This is a genomic window from Candidatus Planktophila lacus (assembly GCF_002287925.1).
In the GTDB taxonomy this organism is placed as follows: Bacteria; Actinomycetota; Actinomycetes; order Nanopelagicales; family Nanopelagicaceae; genus Planktophila; species Planktophila lacus.
In genome coordinates this window covers 177633-195521 of record NZ_CP016769.1, presented here as the reverse complement: position 1 = coordinate 195521, position 17889 = coordinate 177633, and the positions used below count along the sequence as shown (strand labels likewise).

General features: G+C 47.5%; 20 protein-coding genes and 1 tRNA gene. 8 read left to right on the top strand and 13 right to left on the bottom strand.

What is annotated here, in order from left to right:
• Positions 1-8: 8 nt before the first annotated feature.
• A complete protein-coding gene (locus tag A1s21148_RS00950) occupies positions 9-212 on the top strand; it encodes an exodeoxyribonuclease VII small subunit (RefSeq protein WP_095670633.1) in 204 nt (67 codons plus the stop codon).
• The gene (locus tag A1s21148_RS00945) at positions 212-1870 is read left to right on the top strand and encodes a fumarate hydratase (RefSeq protein ID WP_095670632.1); all 1659 of its coding nucleotides are present in this window, start codon (positions 212-214) and stop codon (positions 1868-1870) included. The genes A1s21148_RS00950 and A1s21148_RS00945 overlap by 1 nt, the downstream gene beginning before the upstream one ends.
• 10 nt (positions 1871-1880) lie before the next feature.
• Here the strand turns inward: A1s21148_RS00945 and A1s21148_RS00940 are convergent, their stop codons facing one another.
• The 6 genes from A1s21148_RS00940 to A1s21148_RS07480 form a co-directional block, all read right to left on the bottom strand.
• Positions 1881-2489, bottom strand: a complete 609-nt coding sequence (locus A1s21148_RS00940; protein ID WP_095670631.1) for an aggregation-promoting factor C-terminal-like domain-containing protein — start codon at positions 2487-2489, stop codon at positions 1881-1883.
• Between the two features lie 242 nt (positions 2490-2731).
• Positions 2732-4060, bottom strand: a complete 1329-nt coding sequence (locus tag A1s21148_RS00935) for a PhoH family protein (protein WP_095670630.1) — start codon at positions 4058-4060, stop codon at positions 2732-2734.
• A gap of 137 nt (positions 4061-4197) precedes the next feature.
• Complete coding sequence (uppS, locus tag A1s21148_RS00930) at positions 4198-4974, bottom strand: polyprenyl diphosphate synthase (RefSeq protein WP_095670629.1); 777 nt, start codon at positions 4972-4974, stop codon at positions 4198-4200.
• The gene (locus A1s21148_RS00925; protein ID WP_095670628.1) at positions 4955-5254 is read right to left on the bottom strand and encodes a DUF3817 domain-containing protein; all 300 of its coding nucleotides are present in this window, start codon (positions 5252-5254) and stop codon (positions 4955-4957) included. Before A1s21148_RS00925 ends, uppS begins: the two co-directional genes overlap by 20 nt.
• Positions 5251-5967: an SURF1 family cytochrome oxidase biogenesis protein gene (locus tag A1s21148_RS00920; RefSeq protein ID WP_095670627.1), complete on the bottom strand. Its 717-nt coding sequence runs from the start codon at positions 5965-5967 to the stop codon at positions 5251-5253. Before A1s21148_RS00920 ends, A1s21148_RS00925 begins: the two co-directional genes overlap by 4 nt.
• Positions 5945-6088, bottom strand: a complete 144-nt coding sequence (locus A1s21148_RS07480; protein ID WP_190276896.1) for a hypothetical protein — start codon at positions 6086-6088, stop codon at positions 5945-5947. The genes A1s21148_RS00920 and A1s21148_RS07480 overlap by 23 nt, the downstream gene beginning before the upstream one ends.
• A 25-nt stretch (positions 6089-6113) precedes the next feature.
• On the opposite strand from A1s21148_RS07480, the gene A1s21148_RS00915 reads away from it, so the two are divergent.
• From A1s21148_RS00915 to A1s21148_RS00905, 3 genes are all read left to right on the top strand, one after another.
• The gene (locus tag A1s21148_RS00915; protein ID WP_095670626.1) at positions 6114-6503 is read left to right on the top strand and encodes a DUF4307 domain-containing protein; all 390 of its coding nucleotides are present in this window, start codon (positions 6114-6116) and stop codon (positions 6501-6503) included.
• A gap of 24 nt (positions 6504-6527) precedes the next feature.
• Positions 6528-7004: a transcription elongation factor GreA gene (gene greA / locus A1s21148_RS00910; RefSeq protein WP_095670625.1), complete on the top strand. Its 477-nt coding sequence runs from the start codon at positions 6528-6530 to the stop codon at positions 7002-7004.
• Between the two features lie 112 nt (positions 7005-7116).
• A complete protein-coding gene (locus A1s21148_RS00905; protein WP_190276895.1) occupies positions 7117-8070 on the top strand; it encodes a trypsin-like serine protease in 954 nt (317 codons plus the stop codon).
• A gap of 3 nt (positions 8071-8073) precedes the next feature.
• Here the strand turns inward: A1s21148_RS00905 and A1s21148_RS00900 are convergent, their stop codons facing one another.
• Both A1s21148_RS00900 and A1s21148_RS00895 read right to left on the bottom strand, forming a co-directional pair.
• Positions 8074-8835, bottom strand: coding sequence for an SDR family NAD(P)-dependent oxidoreductase (locus A1s21148_RS00900; protein WP_095670623.1), 762 nt, complete (start codon positions 8833-8835; stop codon positions 8074-8076).
• A gap of 9 nt (positions 8836-8844) precedes the next feature.
• Positions 8845-9861, bottom strand: a complete 1017-nt coding sequence (locus A1s21148_RS00895) for a zinc-dependent alcohol dehydrogenase (protein ID WP_095670622.1) — start codon at positions 9859-9861, stop codon at positions 8845-8847.
• A gap of 64 nt (positions 9862-9925) precedes the next feature.
• Between A1s21148_RS00895 and A1s21148_RS00890 the strand changes: the two genes are divergently transcribed.
• Entirely contained in the window at positions 9926-11632 is a 1707-nt protein-coding gene (locus A1s21148_RS00890) for an IlvD/Edd family dehydratase (protein WP_095670621.1), read from the top strand.
• A gap of 119 nt (positions 11633-11751) precedes the next feature.
• The gene (locus A1s21148_RS00885; RefSeq protein ID WP_095670620.1) at positions 11752-12504 is read left to right on the top strand and encodes a hypothetical protein; all 753 of its coding nucleotides are present in this window, start codon (positions 11752-11754) and stop codon (positions 12502-12504) included.
• On the opposite strand, the gene A1s21148_RS00880 is transcribed toward A1s21148_RS00885, so the two are convergent.
• Both A1s21148_RS00880 and A1s21148_RS00875 read right to left on the bottom strand, forming a co-directional pair.
• Complete coding sequence (locus A1s21148_RS00880; protein ID WP_095670619.1) at positions 12501-13292, bottom strand: ABC transporter permease; 792 nt, start codon at positions 13290-13292, stop codon at positions 12501-12503. The two genes, A1s21148_RS00885 and A1s21148_RS00880, sit on opposite strands and share 4 nt — an antisense overlap.
• Complete coding sequence (locus A1s21148_RS00875; RefSeq protein WP_095670618.1) at positions 13289-14281, bottom strand: ATP-binding cassette domain-containing protein; 993 nt, start codon at positions 14279-14281, stop codon at positions 13289-13291. The genes A1s21148_RS00880 and A1s21148_RS00875 overlap by 4 nt, the downstream gene beginning before the upstream one ends.
• Before the next feature lie 74 nt (positions 14282-14355).
• Between A1s21148_RS00875 and A1s21148_RS00870 the strand changes: the two genes are divergently transcribed.
• Positions 14356-15576 carry an MFS transporter gene (locus tag A1s21148_RS00870; RefSeq protein ID WP_095670617.1) on the top strand — a complete coding sequence of 407 codons (1221 nt, stop codon included), beginning with the start codon at positions 14356-14358 and terminating at the stop codon, positions 15574-15576.
• Positions 15577-15585: 9 nt separating this feature from the next.
• Here A1s21148_RS00870 and A1s21148_RS00865 read toward each other — a convergent pair whose 3' ends face one another.
• The 3 genes from A1s21148_RS00865 to A1s21148_RS00855 all read right to left on the bottom strand — a co-directional run bounded on the left by A1s21148_RS00865 (position 15586) and on the right by A1s21148_RS00855 (position 17880).
• On the bottom strand, positions 15586-16338 hold the full coding sequence (locus A1s21148_RS00865) for a Bax inhibitor-1/YccA family protein (RefSeq protein ID WP_223299403.1): 753 nt from the start codon (positions 16336-16338) through the stop codon (positions 15586-15588).
• A 156-nt stretch (positions 16339-16494) separates the two neighbouring features.
• On the bottom strand, positions 16495-17481 hold the full coding sequence (locus A1s21148_RS00860; RefSeq protein WP_095670616.1) for a hypothetical protein: 987 nt from the start codon (positions 17479-17481) through the stop codon (positions 16495-16497).
• Between the two features lie 326 nt (positions 17482-17807).
• Positions 17808-17880: transfer RNA gene (locus tag A1s21148_RS00855), tRNA-Leu, on the bottom strand.
• Positions 17881-17889: the final 9 nt, after the last annotated feature.

Genomic DNA, 17889 nt, shown 5'->3' with positions numbered 1-17889 from the left:
TTTAACCCATGGCTGCTAAAGATGGAAAACCTTCATATGAAGAAGCTCGCGATGAGCTCGCTGAAATCGTTGAATCACTTGAAGATGGCAGCGCCACTTTAGAAGAATCGTTAAAGCTTTGGGAACGCGGCGAAGAGTTAGCCAAGATCTGCCAAGAATGGTTGGACGGAGCTAAGAAGAAGTTAGATGCTGCGAAGAAGCCGGCGCAATAATGGCTCCACAATTTTCATACTCTGATTTGCTGCCAATTGGCGAAGATAAAACTAAGTACCGCAACATAGGTAAAGATGGCGTAAGCGTCATCAAACTTGGTGATCGCGAATTCTTGCAAGTTGCGCCAGAGGCTTTAACTTTACTTACCGAAACTGCGATCCACGATATCTCGCATTACCTGCGCGCAGAACACTTGCAGCAACTAGCAAACATTTTGAAAGACCCTGAAGCCTCACCTAACGATCGCTTTGTGGCGCTGGATCTATTGAAGAACGCCAACATTTCTGCTGGCGGAATTCTGCCAATGTGCCAAGACACTGGCACCGCACTTGTCATGGGCAAGAAGGGTCAATATGTATTGACTACCGCAAAAGATGAAGTTGCGATCTCGCAAGGAATTTACGACGCCTACACAAAGTTAAATCTGCGTTATTCGCAGATGGCCCCAGTCACCACATGGGATGAGAAGAACACCGGCAATAACTTGCCTGCCCAGATCGAAATCTTTGCTGACTCAGATCACCAAGACGAGTACAACTTTATGTTTATCGCCAAAGGCGGCGGCAGCGCTAATAAATCATTCTTATATCAAGAGACTAAAGCGGTGCTAAACCCCAAGTCATTTATGACTTGGCTCGATGAAAAGCTCCGTTCTATCGGTACTGCAGCATGCCCGCCGTATCACTTGGCAATTGTCATCGGCGGAACAAGTGCCGAGCACACAGTTAAGACTGCAAAGCTCGCCAGTACTAAGTATTTAGATTCACTTCCAACATCAGGAGATGCCGCAACCGGCCATGGTTTCCGCGATATTGAACTTGAAAAAGAGGTTCTAGAACTAACTCGCACGCTAGGAATTGGCGCACAGTTTGGTGGCAAGTACTTCTGCCACGATGTTCGCGTTGTGCGCTTGCCTCGCCACGGTGCATCTCTGCCGATTGCTATTGCAGTTTCTTGTTCTGCTGACCGCCAAGCAAAGGCGAAGATCACCAAAGATGGCATCTTCCTGGAAGAGTTAGAGCGCGATCCAGCGCATTTCTTACCTGAAACAACTGATTCACACTTGGACGATAACGTTGTGAAGATTGATTTGAATCAGCCAATGGATGCGGTGCGCGCCGAACTTTCTAAGCACCCAGTTAAGACTCGTGTTTCACTAACCGGCACAATCGTTGTTGCTCGCGACTTGGCACATGCCCGAATCAAAGAGGGCCTTGATGCCGGCAAAGGCTTGCCGCAATATATGAAGGATTACGCCGTTTATTACGCAGGTCCTGCCAAGACTCCAACAGGTTTTGCATCCGGATCTTTCGGTCCAACAACTGCAGGTCGTATGGATTCTTATGTCGAACAATTCCAAGCAGCTGGCGGATCATTTGTAATGCTCGCTAAAGGAAATCGTTCAAAGGCTGTAACAGATGCATGTAAATCACACGGTGGTTTTTACTTAGGTTCAATCGGCGGACCAGCTGCGCGCCTTGCCCAGGATTGCATTAAGAAAGTTGAAGTCTTGGATTTTGAAGATCTCGGAATGGAAGCAGTCTACAAAATCGATGTCGTGGACTTCCCAGCATTCATCGTTGTCGACGATAAGGGCAATGATTTCTTCGCTGAGACTTCGAAGCCTTTATCTATCGGCAAGAGATCAGAAGTTTAATTCTTAGCTTTTAGTAGTAATTGCTGCGCTTGAACTTAGCCCATGCTTTACATGGGTTGTCATAGCGCGCCTCGATATAGCGAAGTCCCCAACGGATTTGAGTTACCGGGTTTGTTCGCCAATCGGTTGAAACAACATCCATACGTGATGCCGGCAGAGCCTGCGGAATTCCATGTGCGCCAGAGACCCTGTTGCGAGCCTTGTAATTCCAGTGGCTCTCTTTAGTCCAAAGACGGTTTAGGCAGAGGTACTGATCTTCGCCCCAGGCATATTCAGTTAGCGCGATCGCCTTGGCAACCTTCTTGGCGCCGATGATTGTGCGAGCGGCTTCAACTTGCTGGCTCACTGCGGCGGCGAGCGCCATCTGCGAAGCAAAGAGATCAGCCTTCTCATCGAGCTGGGTGTAAAGAGCGGCGCCTTCTGAAAGATCGACCTCGTTATTAAAGTTAACTGATTTCATCAACTTCGCCGAAGTTGGCAAGGCCAGACTTGTTGTCGTTGGGAAGTCGAGACCATTAGCCGTTGGCTGGGCGGCGGTCGTCAGAATGAAAGTGGCAACCAGAGTCCAAAGGGCGCGGGATTTGGAGTTGCCCAAAAGTTTTGCCGTTAACGCTGCCATCTCTGTCCCTACCTTTCTCTCTCGTTTACTTCCTTGGCCCGTGGCGCATCGACCTAAAAATAGGTTGATGACCTGCGGGGAATGAGTTAAGGGTGGCAAGGTGGGTGAGATGTCGCAAATTAAAGCCTGCGTGTGGCGTAAATTCTCAGGAAAGTCGCTGGCTGTGGACGAGCAAAAGTCCTGCTCAGTTAGGGCGAAGTCCGTAATGTCCGAATTGTGACTGTGAGATTTAAAAAGGGGTGCTAACTGATAGGTCCTTCGAGCATCTCGGTCACAAGAGCTGCGATCGGCGAGCGCTCGCTTCGGGTCAGGGTCACGTGGGCAAAGAGCGGGTGGCCTTTGAGGGTTTCAACGACCGCGACGACGCCATCGTGGCGCCCCACCCGCAGGTTGTCGCGCTGGGCGACGTCGTGGGTCAGCACAACTCGTGAGGACTGGCCGATTCGCGACAGGACGGTGAGCAAGACGCCGCGTTCGAGCGACTGGGCTTCGTCAACAATTACGAAAGAGTCGTGGAGCGAACGTCCGCGGATATGGGTCAGCGGCAGAACTTCGATTAGCCCGCGCGCCATTACCTCTTCGATGACGGCTTCCGAAACGAGAGCGCCCAAAGTATCGAAGACCGCTTGGGCCCACGGCGACATCTTTTCGCCTTCGCTGCCCGGCAGGTAGCCAAGCTCTTGGCCGCCGACCGGATAGAGCGGACGGAAGATGATTACCTTTTTATGGAGGCGCTTTTCCATAACCGCTTCAAGGCCGGCGCAAAGCGCGAGCGCTGACTTTCCGGTTCCGGCGCGACCACCGAGGGAGACGATTCCGATATCGGGATCTAATAAAAGGTCGAGTGCAATGCGTTGTTCGGCGGAGCGACCGTGAAGACCAAAGGCGTTGCGATCACCGCGCACCAACTGCAGGCGCTTGTCGGCGGTGACTCGGGCAAGGGCGCTACCTTTTTCAGAATGTAAAACAATTCCGGTGTGTACTGGTAATTGATGTGCAGCTTCATGATCTGCGCGATCTGAGGCATAGAGCTCATCGATAACGTTGTGACCGCAATCGACTTCTTCGATACCGGTCCAGCCACTATTTGAAACGAGTTCGGCTAAATACTCTTGCGCTTCAACGCCAACTGAAGATGCCTTAACGCGAAGGGGCAAATCTTTAGTAACGAGAACAACTTGTTTTCCATCAGACATTAAATTCTTTGCGATAGCCAGGATGCGCGAATCATTTGTGCCATCGCGCAAGAAGCCGTGAGGCAAGGTACTCAAATCAGTGTGGTTTAACTCAACTGAAAGGGTGCCGCCTTCTGGGGTAATCACTAGTGGTTGATCGAGGCGGCCGTGTGAAACGCGTAAATCATCAAGGGTGCGAAGTGCGGCGCGGGCAAAGTATCCAAGTTCTGGGTGATCGCGTTTGGTCTCTAGCTCACCAATTACTGCGATTGGGATGATGACTTCATGCTCTTCAAATTTCGAGAGCGCGTTCGGATCTGCCAGGAGAACGCTGGTATCTATGACGTAAGTCTTTATTAAATTCTTTTTCTTACTTGAAGATACTGGAGTAGCCAATGGCCAGCTCTCGCATTCTGTTTAGTTGTATCCGATGGGACTTGCTTCTGACTAGAAAAAGATAGAACGCAGAGCACGGCTTTTAAGTGCGACACGCCATAGCGATTTATTAACGCTTGATTAACTGAGAAACTTAACTACGCCCCAAGACGACGATGGCGCTGTGAATATGCGCGAAGAGCACGTAAGAAATCAACGCGGCGGAAATCAGGCCAATAGGCTTCGCAGAAATAGAACTCCGATAACGCGCTCTGCCATAACAAGAATCCGCCCAGGCGTTGTTCGCCGGATGTGCGGATCAAAAGTTCTGGGTCGGGTTGGCCGGCGGTATATAAAAACTTTGAGATCTCATCGGCGCTTAGTTCATTGGCTGCGCTTTCTAGCGTTGCGCCAGTTGCGCTCTTGCCCTGCAGGTATCCCTTAACAGCATCCACAATTTCGCGTCGGCCGCCGTAGCCAATTGCAACGTTTACTTCGACTCCGCCATCGATTACAGGAGGCAGGCTCGCCAGCTTTTCACTTAGCCAAGGCGGCAATAAATCGAGTGCTCCAACGGCCTTGATATTCCACTTACCAGTTGCGCAAAGTTCATCGACAGTATCGCCAATAATCTTGAGCAAGCCATCTAACTCTTCAGGGGTGCGCTTAAAGTTTTCAGTAGATAAAAGCCAGAGCGTTACAACTTCTACTTGGGCTTCATCGCACCAGCCGAGAAATTCCACGATCTTGCTCGCCCCACGGCGATGGCCCTTGGGATCGACAGGACTTGGATTCTCTTTCGCAAAACGGCGATTGCCATCGAGAATTACTCCAACGTGGCGCGGGGTCTTTGAGAAATCTAGATCTTTAACAATCCGCCACTCATAAAGTGGATAGAGCGCAGATTTAATTGCGTTACGAATAGGTCTTAACAATTTTGCGCTCTGCAATAAATGAAGCAATTGGCAAAGTGCCAGCTAGGGCCAGCCAGATAACGCGGCGCAACTCCCAGCGCGCTTTTACGGAAAATTGGATCGCCGCTAAAAGATAGACGGCGTAGACCCAGCCGTGAACGAAGGGAATCCAGGCGACTTTGGCTTTCCAGTCTTCATTGTTAAGCAGGTATGCTACTGGCAGATCAACAAACCAGAGAAGCAGGGACATAACTCCGGCGATTACCGCCATTACTCGAAATCTCTTTACCGCACCGCTCATGGCTTAATACTACGGCGATAGAAGGGAAGGTAAAGAACGATTGCGGCCATGAGCCACCAGATCGCTACATATGAAATATGTTGCCAGTAATAACCGGCCACTTTAGAAACAGGAGGTGCGGCAACCACACGATCGCGAGTTAAATCGCCAGCGCTAGTCTTTTCAGATTTTGTGACAACGAATCCGTCATATAACTCAAGATCGGTAAGACCCACGATAACGCTGCTATCAAGTCTTGAGATAACCCCAGGTACATTCTCTGCGCGATCATCGTTTTGATGCGGCTGCAGAGCGCCAACAACTTCAACCCGCGTCGACATCGCAACCTCTGGGTTATTCAAACGATCTGCCCAGAGCCCGCGAACTACCAAGATTCCAGATAGTGGGTCAGAACCATCTACCTGCAATAAAGCAACTTCCCAATCACTTACCTGGCCATCAATATCTTTCTGGACCGGCGCCTTGAAGTTAACAACGTAAAACCCAGATACTGCAACGCTCTTATTTACATTTCTTGAATCAAGAGTTACCGAAGGTTTTGCTAGTTCACCTAGTGAATAGATCTTTGGATCAATGACTTTGGCTGCGGCATTTAACTCTTTAACAATTACTGAGCGATCTAACTGCCAATTACCCAAGGCTATAAAAATTAGCGCCAGCGAAATTACTGCAGCGCCTTGAAAAAACTTTTTAATTATCGGTTGGGTTTTCATCTTTGCGGGCGTTCATACGCATGTAACGCTTGTAGAAACTACGCAGCAAAAAGGCAACTGATATACAGAGAAATAAAACGGTAAGTGATCCGGGCCAGCCTTGATCTACAGTTTCTCGCATACCCTAATCATGCCATAATCAACTCATGAAAGAAGCGCAGGAGTTTTCCTACGAAGATCGCTACGGTAAAGCCGGCGGAAATCGTTGGGTTGCATATGCCTTTGCTATTTCTATCGTTGGACTTCTGTGGATTTTCTGGGCAGGACTTCATCATGCAAATCCATCAATAAGTAGCCAATTAATTTCATTTGAAGTAACAGGTGAAAAAGAGATTTCTCTTCGCTATTCAATAAATCGCACAGATTCAGATCAAGTAGTTATCTGCACGCTAAAAGCTTTAGATCAAGATAAAAGCGTTGTTGGCCAAATTGATGACACTATCCCTGCAGGTGAGCGCTTTAGCCAGCAAGTAACTGCCATTCCCACACGCTCAGCGCCGTTCACTGCCAGCATCGCTCGTTGTCGCGCCGAATAATTACTTCGTATACCGTTGCCCCTTATGAGTACCCCACAAACTTGGCTTACCCAAGAAGCCGCTGATCGCTTACGCGCCGAACTCGAGAACCTCGAGAACGTTGGCCGTAAAGAAGTCACGGCAAAGATTGAGGCTGCTCGCGCAGAGGGAGATCTAAAGGAGAACGGCGGCTATCACGCTGCGCGCGATGAACAAGGAAAGATGGAAGCGCGTATTCGCCAACTCAAGCAGATGCTCGAGAACGCACACATCGGAACTCCACCAGCTTCTGAAGATGGAACCGTTGGTCCTGGCATGGTTATCACCGCAATCATTGCTGGCGATGAAGAAAAATTCTTACTCGGTTCTCGCGAAATCGCATCAGGAGACTTAAGCGTTTATAGCGAGAAATCTCCACTTGGTTCAGCTGTTATGGGCGCAAAGATCGGTGACACCGTTTCTTACACCGCACCTAATGGCAAAGAGATCAAAGTAGATATTAAAGCCGCAACTGCTTATTAATTAGTGATTCCTGACTGATTAACAGTTGGCCCTAGTTTTGCGAAGTACTGCTTAGTCAGAAATCTGCCTTGCAGGTATTGACTTGTTGGGCATGAAAACCAATAATCCTTTTGTGACCAAGGCAAGAATTACAACAATTGTCGCTGCCTTTCTTGCGTTCACGCTTGTCTCAAGTGGCATACCAGCAATCGCAATCTACGGGGGAACTCCCGCAACTAATAACACAATAGTTGTAGGCTTATTAAATTCTCAAAGCGCTACCTTGGCAGGCTGTAGCGGCGCCCTAGTTGCTCCCCGAATAGTTATGACAGCGTCGCACTGTCTTACTAGGCCCGCTGAAAGTTTTTGGATTTCTGCGCCAGGAACAGATTTACGAGATACGAAGACTCTCCGAATTCAAGGTGAGAAACATTTCATTCCCGCAAACTTCTCAATGGCAAGTTTTCCTTATCAAAATGATTTTGGAATTATCGTTTTGAAATCGCCTTTCCCAAATACTCAAACACTAGAGATTGCTAATTTGGTGCAGGTGAATACTTGGATGTCTGAGGAATCTTCAGTTATGCATGTTGGCTACGGCTGCACAGCATTAGTGGAGTCACCTCCTTGCAGGGAAACAAGCCCTACCCCTAATCAATTAACAACGGTATTTAGCAAGGAAGTACCCAATCAATTTGATTCCTTGGTCAAAGGAACATTCTCTGTCACTAAAATTTCAGTTGACAAGACAATTTGTGGGGGCGATTCAGGCTCTCCTCTACTGAAAGAAGTCTCCGGAAAGCTGATTTACGTTGGCTCCCAGAGTTCGAGTAATGGTGCTGGTTGCACAAAGACCTGCAACATAGTCTGCGTCGCAACTCAGGGTTTACCTAGTGCAAACATAGAACTCGTCGAATCAGCTTTTAGTTATGTGGGTGCTGTTGCTCCAACGCCAACGCAAGCGCCAGTGAAGCCAGCAGCGAAGAAGATCACCATTATCTGCATCAAAGGTAAACTCACAAAAAAGATCTCAAATTTAAGTCCAAAGTGCCCTGCGGGTTACAAGAAAAAGTCGTCTGCTAGTTAGGAATTAGTAAGTAGCTCTTCCGCCGGAGGCATCGAAGGTAAAGCCCGTTGTAAATGAGCACGCCTTGGATGCCATAAAGGCAACGATCTCGGCGACTTCTTCAGGCTGACCAACACGCCCCATTGGGATTCGGCTGATCATGTACTTCAAGGTTTCTTCGCTGGTATTTGAATTCATCGGCGTGCTAATTACAGCCGGTGCAAGTGCATTGATAACAACGCCGTGTGGCGCAATCTCTTTCGCTACACCTTTAACAAAACCAATCATGCCTGCTTTTGAAGTGTTGTAAGGAGAAAGTCCTGGGTTTCCTTCTTTACCTGCGATTGACGCCAGGTGCACGATGCGGCCGTACTTTTTATCTTTCATTGAAGGAATCACCGCTTGAGTAAGCCAGATTGCTCCGTAGAGATTTACTTGCAAGACCTTTTCAAAGTCTGACCAATTAACATCTTCAACTACGGTATTTGATGGACCGACTATTCCCGCGGTATTAACTAACGCATCGATCTTGCCGTGGTCCTTCAAGATTGCTGAGATCGCTTTATCAATCTGGTCTTGGCTAGAAATATCGCAGACGTGGCTTTGGTTTGCAGCAAGTGAAAGCTCTTTTGAAAGTTCATTAAGTGCTGCGGCGTTGAAATCGAGTGCGATAACGGTTGCACCACGTGCAGCGATTAACTGTGCGCTGGCTTTGCCGATACCGGTTGCTGCGCCTGAGATAACGACTACTTGGCCGTTGAATTCAACTGATGAAGTGCTGGTCATTTCTATTCCTTACTTCATCCGGGGATCGATATGGATCTTTGGGCCATCACCGGCGCCTTTTGGACGCTTGCCCATAAAGACAACGTGAACTTCATTAAGTGAAATTGTTGCAGCAATAAGCGGGCGAGGATCTACTTCACCGCGCGCAAAGATTTCAATGGCACCTTTAAGGCCAGGAGATGCAGAGAGAATTCCGACTGCGGTTACATCTTTCAGCGCCAGATCGCGTGAATCGATGAGGCTTGGCTCTCCCGAGATGCCGATGTACACAACGCGCCCGCCCGGTTCAACAGCCTGAACTATTTCGTGCGGAATAGATTTGTGATTGGTTGCATCAATGATTCCGTCAAAGCCAGTTCTTGGTTTTATCAAATCAGTTCCTGCGTTTTTGATTCCGATTTCATGAGCGAGTTTTATGGTTCGTTCGTTTCGTCCTACTAGGTGCACGTTGGCACCTGCAGCTTGGGCAAGTTGTGCGCAGAGAAGTCCGATGGTGCCAGTTCCGTAGATCAAGATTTCTTTTCCAGGGCCGGCAAGTGCTGCTTCAACTGCGCGAAGTGAATTGCCAGCAGGTTCGATTAGTGCGCCGATTGCATCATCGATTGAATCTGGGAGTAGGTGTAGCGCGCGTTCTGGAACAAGAAGTTTTTCAGCGCAAGCGCCCGGCCATCCGTTGCGAACTCCGATTTCATAGCGATCATCGCAAACATGTTGGCGCCCTGATGTGCAGCGGTAACAAGTTCCGCATCCCAGCATCGTGTCACCAGTGACGCGTTGACCAAGCCACTTGGGATTTACACCTTTACCAATTTCAGAAACAATGCCGCACCATTCGTGGCCGATGCGAACTGGATACTTCGCTTGATTGCTGTGGAGATAAACCATTTCTCCGGTGAAGAACTCTTGATCAGTCCCGCAGATTCCAACGCGCGTTACATCGACAACGACTTGGTTATCCCCTGCTACTGGCTCTGGAACATCTTCAACAATGGAATTGTTTGGCGAAGTTATAGTCAGGGCCTTCATGCCGTCACTATACTCAAACCGATATCAGCACCGATAGCGGTGCGAATTAAAGGAGTTAGCAAAGATGCGCAGCGCCCATTGGTATGGAGGCAAAGACCGTGATGGATTCATTCACCGCGCATGGATGCGCCGCGGTTTGCCGAAAGATGCCTTTGATGGCCGCCCGCATATCGCGATTGCAAATACCGCATCAGATTTAACTCCCTGCAACTCTCACTTAAATGAAGTGATGGAGTATGTAAAGAACGGAATCTGGGAAGCCGGCGGCGTTCCGCTAAATATGCCAGCTGTATCTTTGGGTGAAACTCTAGTTCGCCCTACAGCGATGTTGTGGCGCAATATGGCGGCAATGGCAACGGAAGAATTAATCCGCGCTAATCCAATCGATGGAGTTGTACTTCTCGGTGGTTGCGATAAGACGATTCCATCTTTGTTGATGGCGGCATCTTCAGTTGATATTCCAGCGCTAGTTGTTCCTGGTGGGCCGATGTTGACCGGAACTTTCCAAGGAACACCACTTGGCTGTGGCACAGATGTATTTAGGTTGAGTGAAGAAGTGCGTGCTAAGAAACTTAGTGAAGCCAAGTTCTTAGATTCAGAGTCCGCGATGATCCGTAGCCGTGGACATTGCAACACCATGGGAACAGCATCAACTATGGGAATCATGGCTGAAGCACTTGGCATGGTTATTCCAGGTATCGCTGGCACGCCAGCACCAGATAGCCGCTTGCTTCAGTATTCACAAGAATCTGGTCGCCGCATCGTTGAGATGGTGCATGAAGGTTTGAAGCCAAGTGACATCATGGTTAAAGGTTCATTCTTAAATGCCATCGTGGCTCTTGCTGGTATCGGTGGATCAACAAATGCGGTTGTGCACTTGCTTGCGATTGCTGGCCGCTTAGGTATTGATCTAACGCTTGATGATTTCGATCGCACGGGTTCTCGCGTTCCACTGCTGGTTAATCTCCAACCTGCCGGCAAGTACTTAATGGAAGATTTCCATCGCGCTGGTGGTTTGCGCGCAGTGTTTAAAGAGCTTGAAGATCTGCTTGATCCAAAGGCAATTACAGTGCTCGGAACTCCTTTGGTTAAAGGCTTATCAGAAGCTGAAATTTATGACACTGATGTAATCCGCTCTCGCAAAGAACCGTTGCAGCCAAGTGCTGGAATTGCAGTTCTGCGCGGAAATCTTGCACCACTTGGCGCAGTTATTAAGCCAGCAGCAGCAAGTGCCAACTTGTTAAAGCACCGCGGTAAAGCGATGGTCTTCGACAGCATTGAAGATTTCAAAGCGCGCATTAATGATCCGAACCTTGATGTAGATGAGAACTCAGTTTTGATTCTGCGCGGATGCGGACCAAAGGGTTATCCCGGAATGCCTGAAGTTTCCAATATGCCGATGCCACAGAAGATGCTCGATAAAGGTGTGCGCGACATGGTGCGTATCTGTGATGGTCGCATGAGCGGTACTGCCTACGGAACTGTTGTTCTGCATGTTGCACCAGAGGCAGCTGCGGGTGGACCGCTTGGTCTTGTGCAGACAGGTGACTTCATCGAACTTGATGTTGAAGCTCGCACGCTAAATATAGATGTTTCCGATGCTGACCTTGCTGCGCGTAAGCCAAATACGGCAACCGTCGATGGTTTCGCTAAATCTGCACGTGGATGGCAGAAGTTATATATCGACCACGTAATGCAGGCAGATACAGGTTGCGATCTCGATTTCTTAGTTGGATCTAGCGGAGAACATATATCCCGCGAATCTCACTGAGATAAATTCCCTACTACCGATAAATCAGTTATCTTTTATGCACTGGCTATTAACTATTATTTCGTTTTTTTGCTGTGAGTCTGTTGACCTTCAGCAGGTAAATCTCCTAACATCGTGGAATGAAAAAACAAATTGCATTCACTTCCGTAATAGCCCTCGCACTGATTCTTTCCGGATGCTCATCTTCTACAGATGAATCTATGTCATATGAAGAAAGCGCTCAGTCGCAGGTAAGTGCGGAACCAACTCCCAGCCTGCCTCCCAAGGAACAATTTATAAAGGTCCTAAATGATAACTTTGTTTCTCGACTTGATTACTGGAGCACTGCAGTAGATATAAACGATCAGGCTCTTTCAAAGTTCATTAGTGGAATTACTGTGGAATCAGATGAAGCTTTTTCGGTTGTAACGATTACTGCAAATGCTGAGATTGGCGGCGAAAATGCTGATCTAACTCATGGATCGCTAGTCGGAACTCAAATGGATAATGTCAATGGTTTAAGTGCAGCAGTATATTGTGCGGGTAAAACTTATCCAAATGATGATGATACTTTTAATAATTTCGTTAAACACATTGCAATTGATTTCGAAATAAATGACGATATGAAAGCGCTGGAGTTTCCAACAAAGGGAATTGTCGTAAACATGTTGTGGAGCAAAGCAACAATTAGTACCGATAAATTTGGCAACGAGAATAAGAAGTTGTCAAAGATTGGCACAGATCAAGTAGGAATATCCACTTCAAATTTCAAGAAGATAGCCGATGTGTTTAGCGCAAATTACAGAAAACTAAGTGACATCGCACCGATTAAATATGCAAAGAAGAGTTGGCACGATGGCTTTTGCGCTATCGGTCAAAGCCAAAATAACTAATCTGAAGCGCGCTGATATTTTCTAACGCTGATTGGGATAAATATCGCCATGATGATGATCATGTAGATAAATGAAGTCAGCAGTGGGTTTTCGCTTGGGAAAGAGCCAGCGGTTGCACCGAATTGGTTTTCAAGGCCAAAGAGCTCACGACAAGCAGCAACCATCGTTGAGACTGGGTTCCACTCTGCAAAGTACTGCAGCGCACGCGGCATTCCGGTTGTTGGCGCAAATGCATTTGATAAGAAGGTAAGTGGGAAAGTCACCAGGAAGCTGACGTTCTGCACTACGCGCGCATCAGATGCGGAAAGTCCTACATAGATTCCGACCCAAGAAAGTGCGTATCCAAAGAAGAGTAGAAATAAGAAGCCAATAGCAACGCTAAGTAGCCCAGAAGTTGGACGCCATCCAACTAAGTAACCTGCAATACCCATAACTGCGAGAACCACAATATTGAGCAGCGAATCGCCAAGTGTTCGACCCATAACGAGCGCCGATTGTGAGATAGGTAGCGATCTAAAGCGATCGATCAAACCCTTCTTCATATCTTCAGCAAGACCCGATGCAGTTCCGGCCAAAGTAAATGCCACGGTCTGAACGAAGATTCCCGGCATCAAAAGTTGTACATATCCCCCAGGTTGACCTGTATCAATTGAACCGCCAAATACGTAGCGGAAGAGAAGTACGAACATTACGGGCTGAATAGTCGAGAAAATTAAAACTTCTGGAACGCGAGTTAGCAAACGCAACTGACGTTGCGTAATGATTAGCGTGTCAGTTACAGCGCTCATTTCTTTGCCTTCTTTCTGCGTCCCTTGGTTTCAACTTCTTCTTTCTTCTCCTCAGCGGCATGGCCGGTAAGTGAAAGAAACACATCATCAAGCGATGGGCGCTTGAGGCTGACATCAAGTGGATGAATACCTGCAATATCGAGCGAACGAAGTGTTTCGATTAGCGCAGTTGCACCAGTTGAAACTGGGGCCGAGATCATGCGCAGACCTTCATCAACAATTGCTTTATGGCCACTCACAGTTGAGACAACTTCAACAGTCTTTGCGATGTGCTGTGTTTCAACAACAATCTCAAGGCGTTCGCCACCGACCTGCTTCTTCAATACATCAGATGTTCCGCGCGCGATTACTTTGCCGTGATCGATAACCGCGATTTCATCTGCAAGTTGATCGGCTTCTTCTAGATATTGAGTAGTCAAAAGCAAAGTAACTCCGCCTTTAACTAACTCTTCAATAACGCTCCACATTTCCTGACGACCGCGTGGATCAAGGCCCGTGGTTGGCTCATCTAGAAAGAGAACCTTTGGCTTAACGATTAGGGATGCTGCTAGGTCGAGGCGACGACGCATTCCGCCGGAGTAAGTCTTGATTGGGCGCTTTGCACTTTCGGTAAGTGAAAATCGCTCTAGCAACTCTTCAGCGCGAGCAACTGATGCTTTCTTTCCTAAGTGATAGAGCTGACCAAACATAACTAAGTTATCCCAGCCAGTTAAAATCTCATCTACGGCTGCATATTGACCTGATAAACCAATTACTTCGCGCACTTTTTCAGGATGCTTGATTACATCGATGCCACCGACCATTGCGCGACCTGAATCAGGTCGTAACAGCGTTGCAAGAATGCGCACACATGTTGTCTTTCCTGCGCCATTTGGACCAAGCACGCTCAACACAGTGCCTTCTTCAACATCAAGTGACAGGTGATCTAAGGCACGAACTGCCCCATTGCGATAAGTTTTAACTAAGTCTTCAGCGATAACAGATTTCACAGAGTAAACTTAGCGCAATCAACCCCAACTTTGAAACACTCTCGCTACGCCTGAAAGGCATACGGTAAAAACATTTGAACCTTTCGGCTCGCTTTAAACCCTCAAATCCTTTTGCTGAGTTCCCACGCGAAGTTGGGGTTCTAGTTTTTTCATCTTTCTTCGTTGCAGTTGGATTTGGAATTATCGCGCCAACAATTCCGCTCTTTGCTAAATCTTTTGGTGTAAATAACGCACAAGTTGGCTTAATCATCTCTTCCTTTGCACTTGCAAGATTTGCTAGCGGACTATTTGCAGGAAAGTTAGTTGATAAATTCGGTGAGAGAATCGTTTACACAACTGGTGTTGGCTTTGTTGCCCTTTCATCTTTTGCTGCAGCCTTCTCACAGAATTACGAACAACTACTGATCTACCGCGCAGCTGGTGGTCTTGGCTCATCAATGTTCTCAGTTGCTGCCGGTTCAATTGTTCTGCGCGCAGTCGATGACACCAGACGTGCACGTGCACAATCTCTTTACAACGGCAGTTTCTTGTTGGGCATGATGGCTGGCCCGGTTATCGGTGGATTCTTAACCGCCTTCTCGCTTCGTGCGCCACTATTTATCTATGCAGTTCTACTAGTTATCTCCAGCGCTGCCGGTGGTTTCTTACTTCGAAACTCAACACTTGCAGCGCGCCCAACTGAAAAAAGCACACAAGTAAAGACTCCACTGCGCGATGCGCTTTCAAGCAAGCCATACCTAATCGCGCTAATAATCTCTTTCTGCAGCGCTTCTATCTTCTTCGGAATGAGCCGTTCTATCCTGCCGCTCTTCATGGTTGAAGATCTAAACTCAACTGCCGGATTCCTTGGGATCGGATTTACGATTGCATCAATCGTGCAAGGAATTCTCTTGCTTAAGGCCGGAAGTCTCTCTGATGAAAAAGGGCGTAGATTCTCTGCACTACTTGGCTCTTCTCTGGTCGCTTCATCAGTAGTAATTTTATTTTTCACCTATCAACCATGGATGTTCCTAGTATCAATGGCTATCTCTGGCGTAGGAGCAGCCTTCTTATCAACTACTCCATCGGCAATTGTGGGTGACGTTATGAGAGGTAAGGGCGGGCAAGTAATCGCGCTCTTCCAGATGTCCGGTGATGCCGGTGCCATGGTTGCACCTATCGCACTTGGCTTTATCGCAGACCATTACGGATTCCGCCCCGCATTTGCAGTTAGCGCAGGGCTAATGTTTATCGCACTCTTTGCGGCAACAAAATTGCCCGAGACGCGGAGTTCGCATCTCGGGCAATCTAGTTAATCTATTTATTTAGTCACTGTTACGAAGGATTGAGAGCAGTCTCAAAACTTCTAGGTACAACCAAACGATTGTGACCATCAAGCCAAATGCCATGCGCCATGACTCTTCTTGAGGAGCGCCTGCAGCAATTGATTTTTCAATCTGATCGAAATCAAGAACTAGGAAGAATGTTGCTAGTGCAACAGCTGCTACTGCTACGAGTAGACCAGTTGCTCCGCCTGGACGTCCTGTAAAGATCGTGATGAGCGAGAAGACCAAGTAACCCATCAACGCACCAACCATGATGCGAGTGAACTTAGGTGTTACGCGGATCTTTCCGCTGCGGTATGCAACCAAGATTCCACCGAATGCACAAAGCGTTCCGATGACTGCTTGGCCAACGATGCCTGAATAGGCTTCGTTGTAGATACGGCTGATTGTTCCGAGTGCAAGTCCTTGCGCTGCTGCAAAAGCAACGATTAGAGGTACACGAACTTTCTTGGAAAAAGTGTTAACCATTGCAAGAACAAAACCGCCGAGGAAGCCAACAAGTGCAAGCCCTGGGCTATTAGCGCCCCATGCAAATGCACCGACTGCAACCAAAACCGCAAACAAAGTTGCAGTGCGCATTACGACATCGTCCATAGTCATGCGACCGGTACGAAGTGATGATGCTGCTGGTGCTGCGTATGTTGCTTCGAGTGAATCGTTACTCAAACGAGTTGGATCCATTTGAGCAAAACCACGGTTCGAACGAGTTAGAACTGGATTTGAACTGCGCACTAATTTCCCTTTCTAGGAAATCCCGCCCCCTTCGGGGCGAGGTAGGTAGGACTATTTAAAACCACTTTCCTGAGAATTTCATTTCAAAGCCTTGACCACGCTCAATCGGGAGGTCTGGATTGGAGATTTCTCTCAAACTGGGAGGTGGAGAGCCTGTTACTTCTTCTTATATCCAGAAGGACATTTGGGATTAACAGCCGTAACCTTCTTGACTAATTTGCTTTTAACACAGGTGATTGATACCTCTGTTTTTGACTTTGTTGAAACTTGTTGTTTCACAAAAGCCTCTGCATCTCTTAGTAGATCCAAGTGCTTATATACTGGTGAAAAGTGTCCAAAAGCATTAGGTTCATTTCTAGGAGAACCACCGGCGCCACAAGCGTAAACTCCGCCTGCATCTAGCCCCATTCCAAGGTAAATCCTTTCACCTTTATAAATTGTTGTAATTGGTCCACCTGAATCACCAGGGCAACCTTGAGGATCTGAAATAAATCTTTCATTGGCCATCTCGCTCATTTTTTGTGAGTCCATCCAAGAAGACAATACAGGTGATAATTTCATCACATTTTTTCTTGGAAACTCACTTGTTATCTGGTTTGGATTTTGCCAGTCTTTCTTGCAAGGGGGAGATTGACCAGCTGCACAACGATCCCGATACTCACCGTAACCGTGGAATTCCACCTCAGCCTTGGCTTCGACAAGTTCTTGAGTTATCTCGGGTGTTATCAACTTGCCAGGCACCATAGGCACTAAATCTTTTTCAAGTACGTAAATGACAAAATCATTTATAGCACCACCGCTTGGGATTGTCTTGAAATCTGCTAAAAATAATTTCACAACCTTTACTCTGCCACTACTATCTTTTGCGGATGAATTGGGCTTGCCGACTGTGAATATCCCTGGTTCTTTATAAATGAGATTTCCGCTACTGTCGAAATTGTAATGACTGTGTGCGGCAGAAAAAACAATTCGCGATGAGTATAGATAACCTGACCAAGCCGCTTTATCAATATCATTACCAAACATTGCTACAACTCTTGGGTTATCAAGATTTATCGGTGCATCTAGGGCAGCATTAGCAGGAGTGATTGAAGGGATTAGGAGTATCGATGCAAGGACACCCTTCAAAATCTTTTTTTGCATAATAGAAGAGTAGGGTAGATGGGATAGTGATAGCCATACTCTTGTAGTGAATTTTAAGCGTTAGGAGATATTTCTAGAGAGGTAGTACAGATACCTCCACGCTCAAAATTAACAACCGGGGGTCTGTTTTAGCCCAATGGCAGAGGCAGAGGAGTGAGAGCTTTGCTCGAGCGCAGATGATCAGGGGTGAAATGAAATGAGAACCTGATTAGCGCCTTCAAATCCTCCGACAGTTATGTATTAATTGTGTATGCATTTATGTATGCATTCATAATTCATTACTAGATTATTTACACTGAGCGCGCGATACTTTACGCACGAAGTTGTGCCCCGAGTGGGGGTCGAACCCACACTTGGAGGATTTTAAGTCCTCTGCCTCTGCCATTGGGCTATCGGGGCCATGCGAAG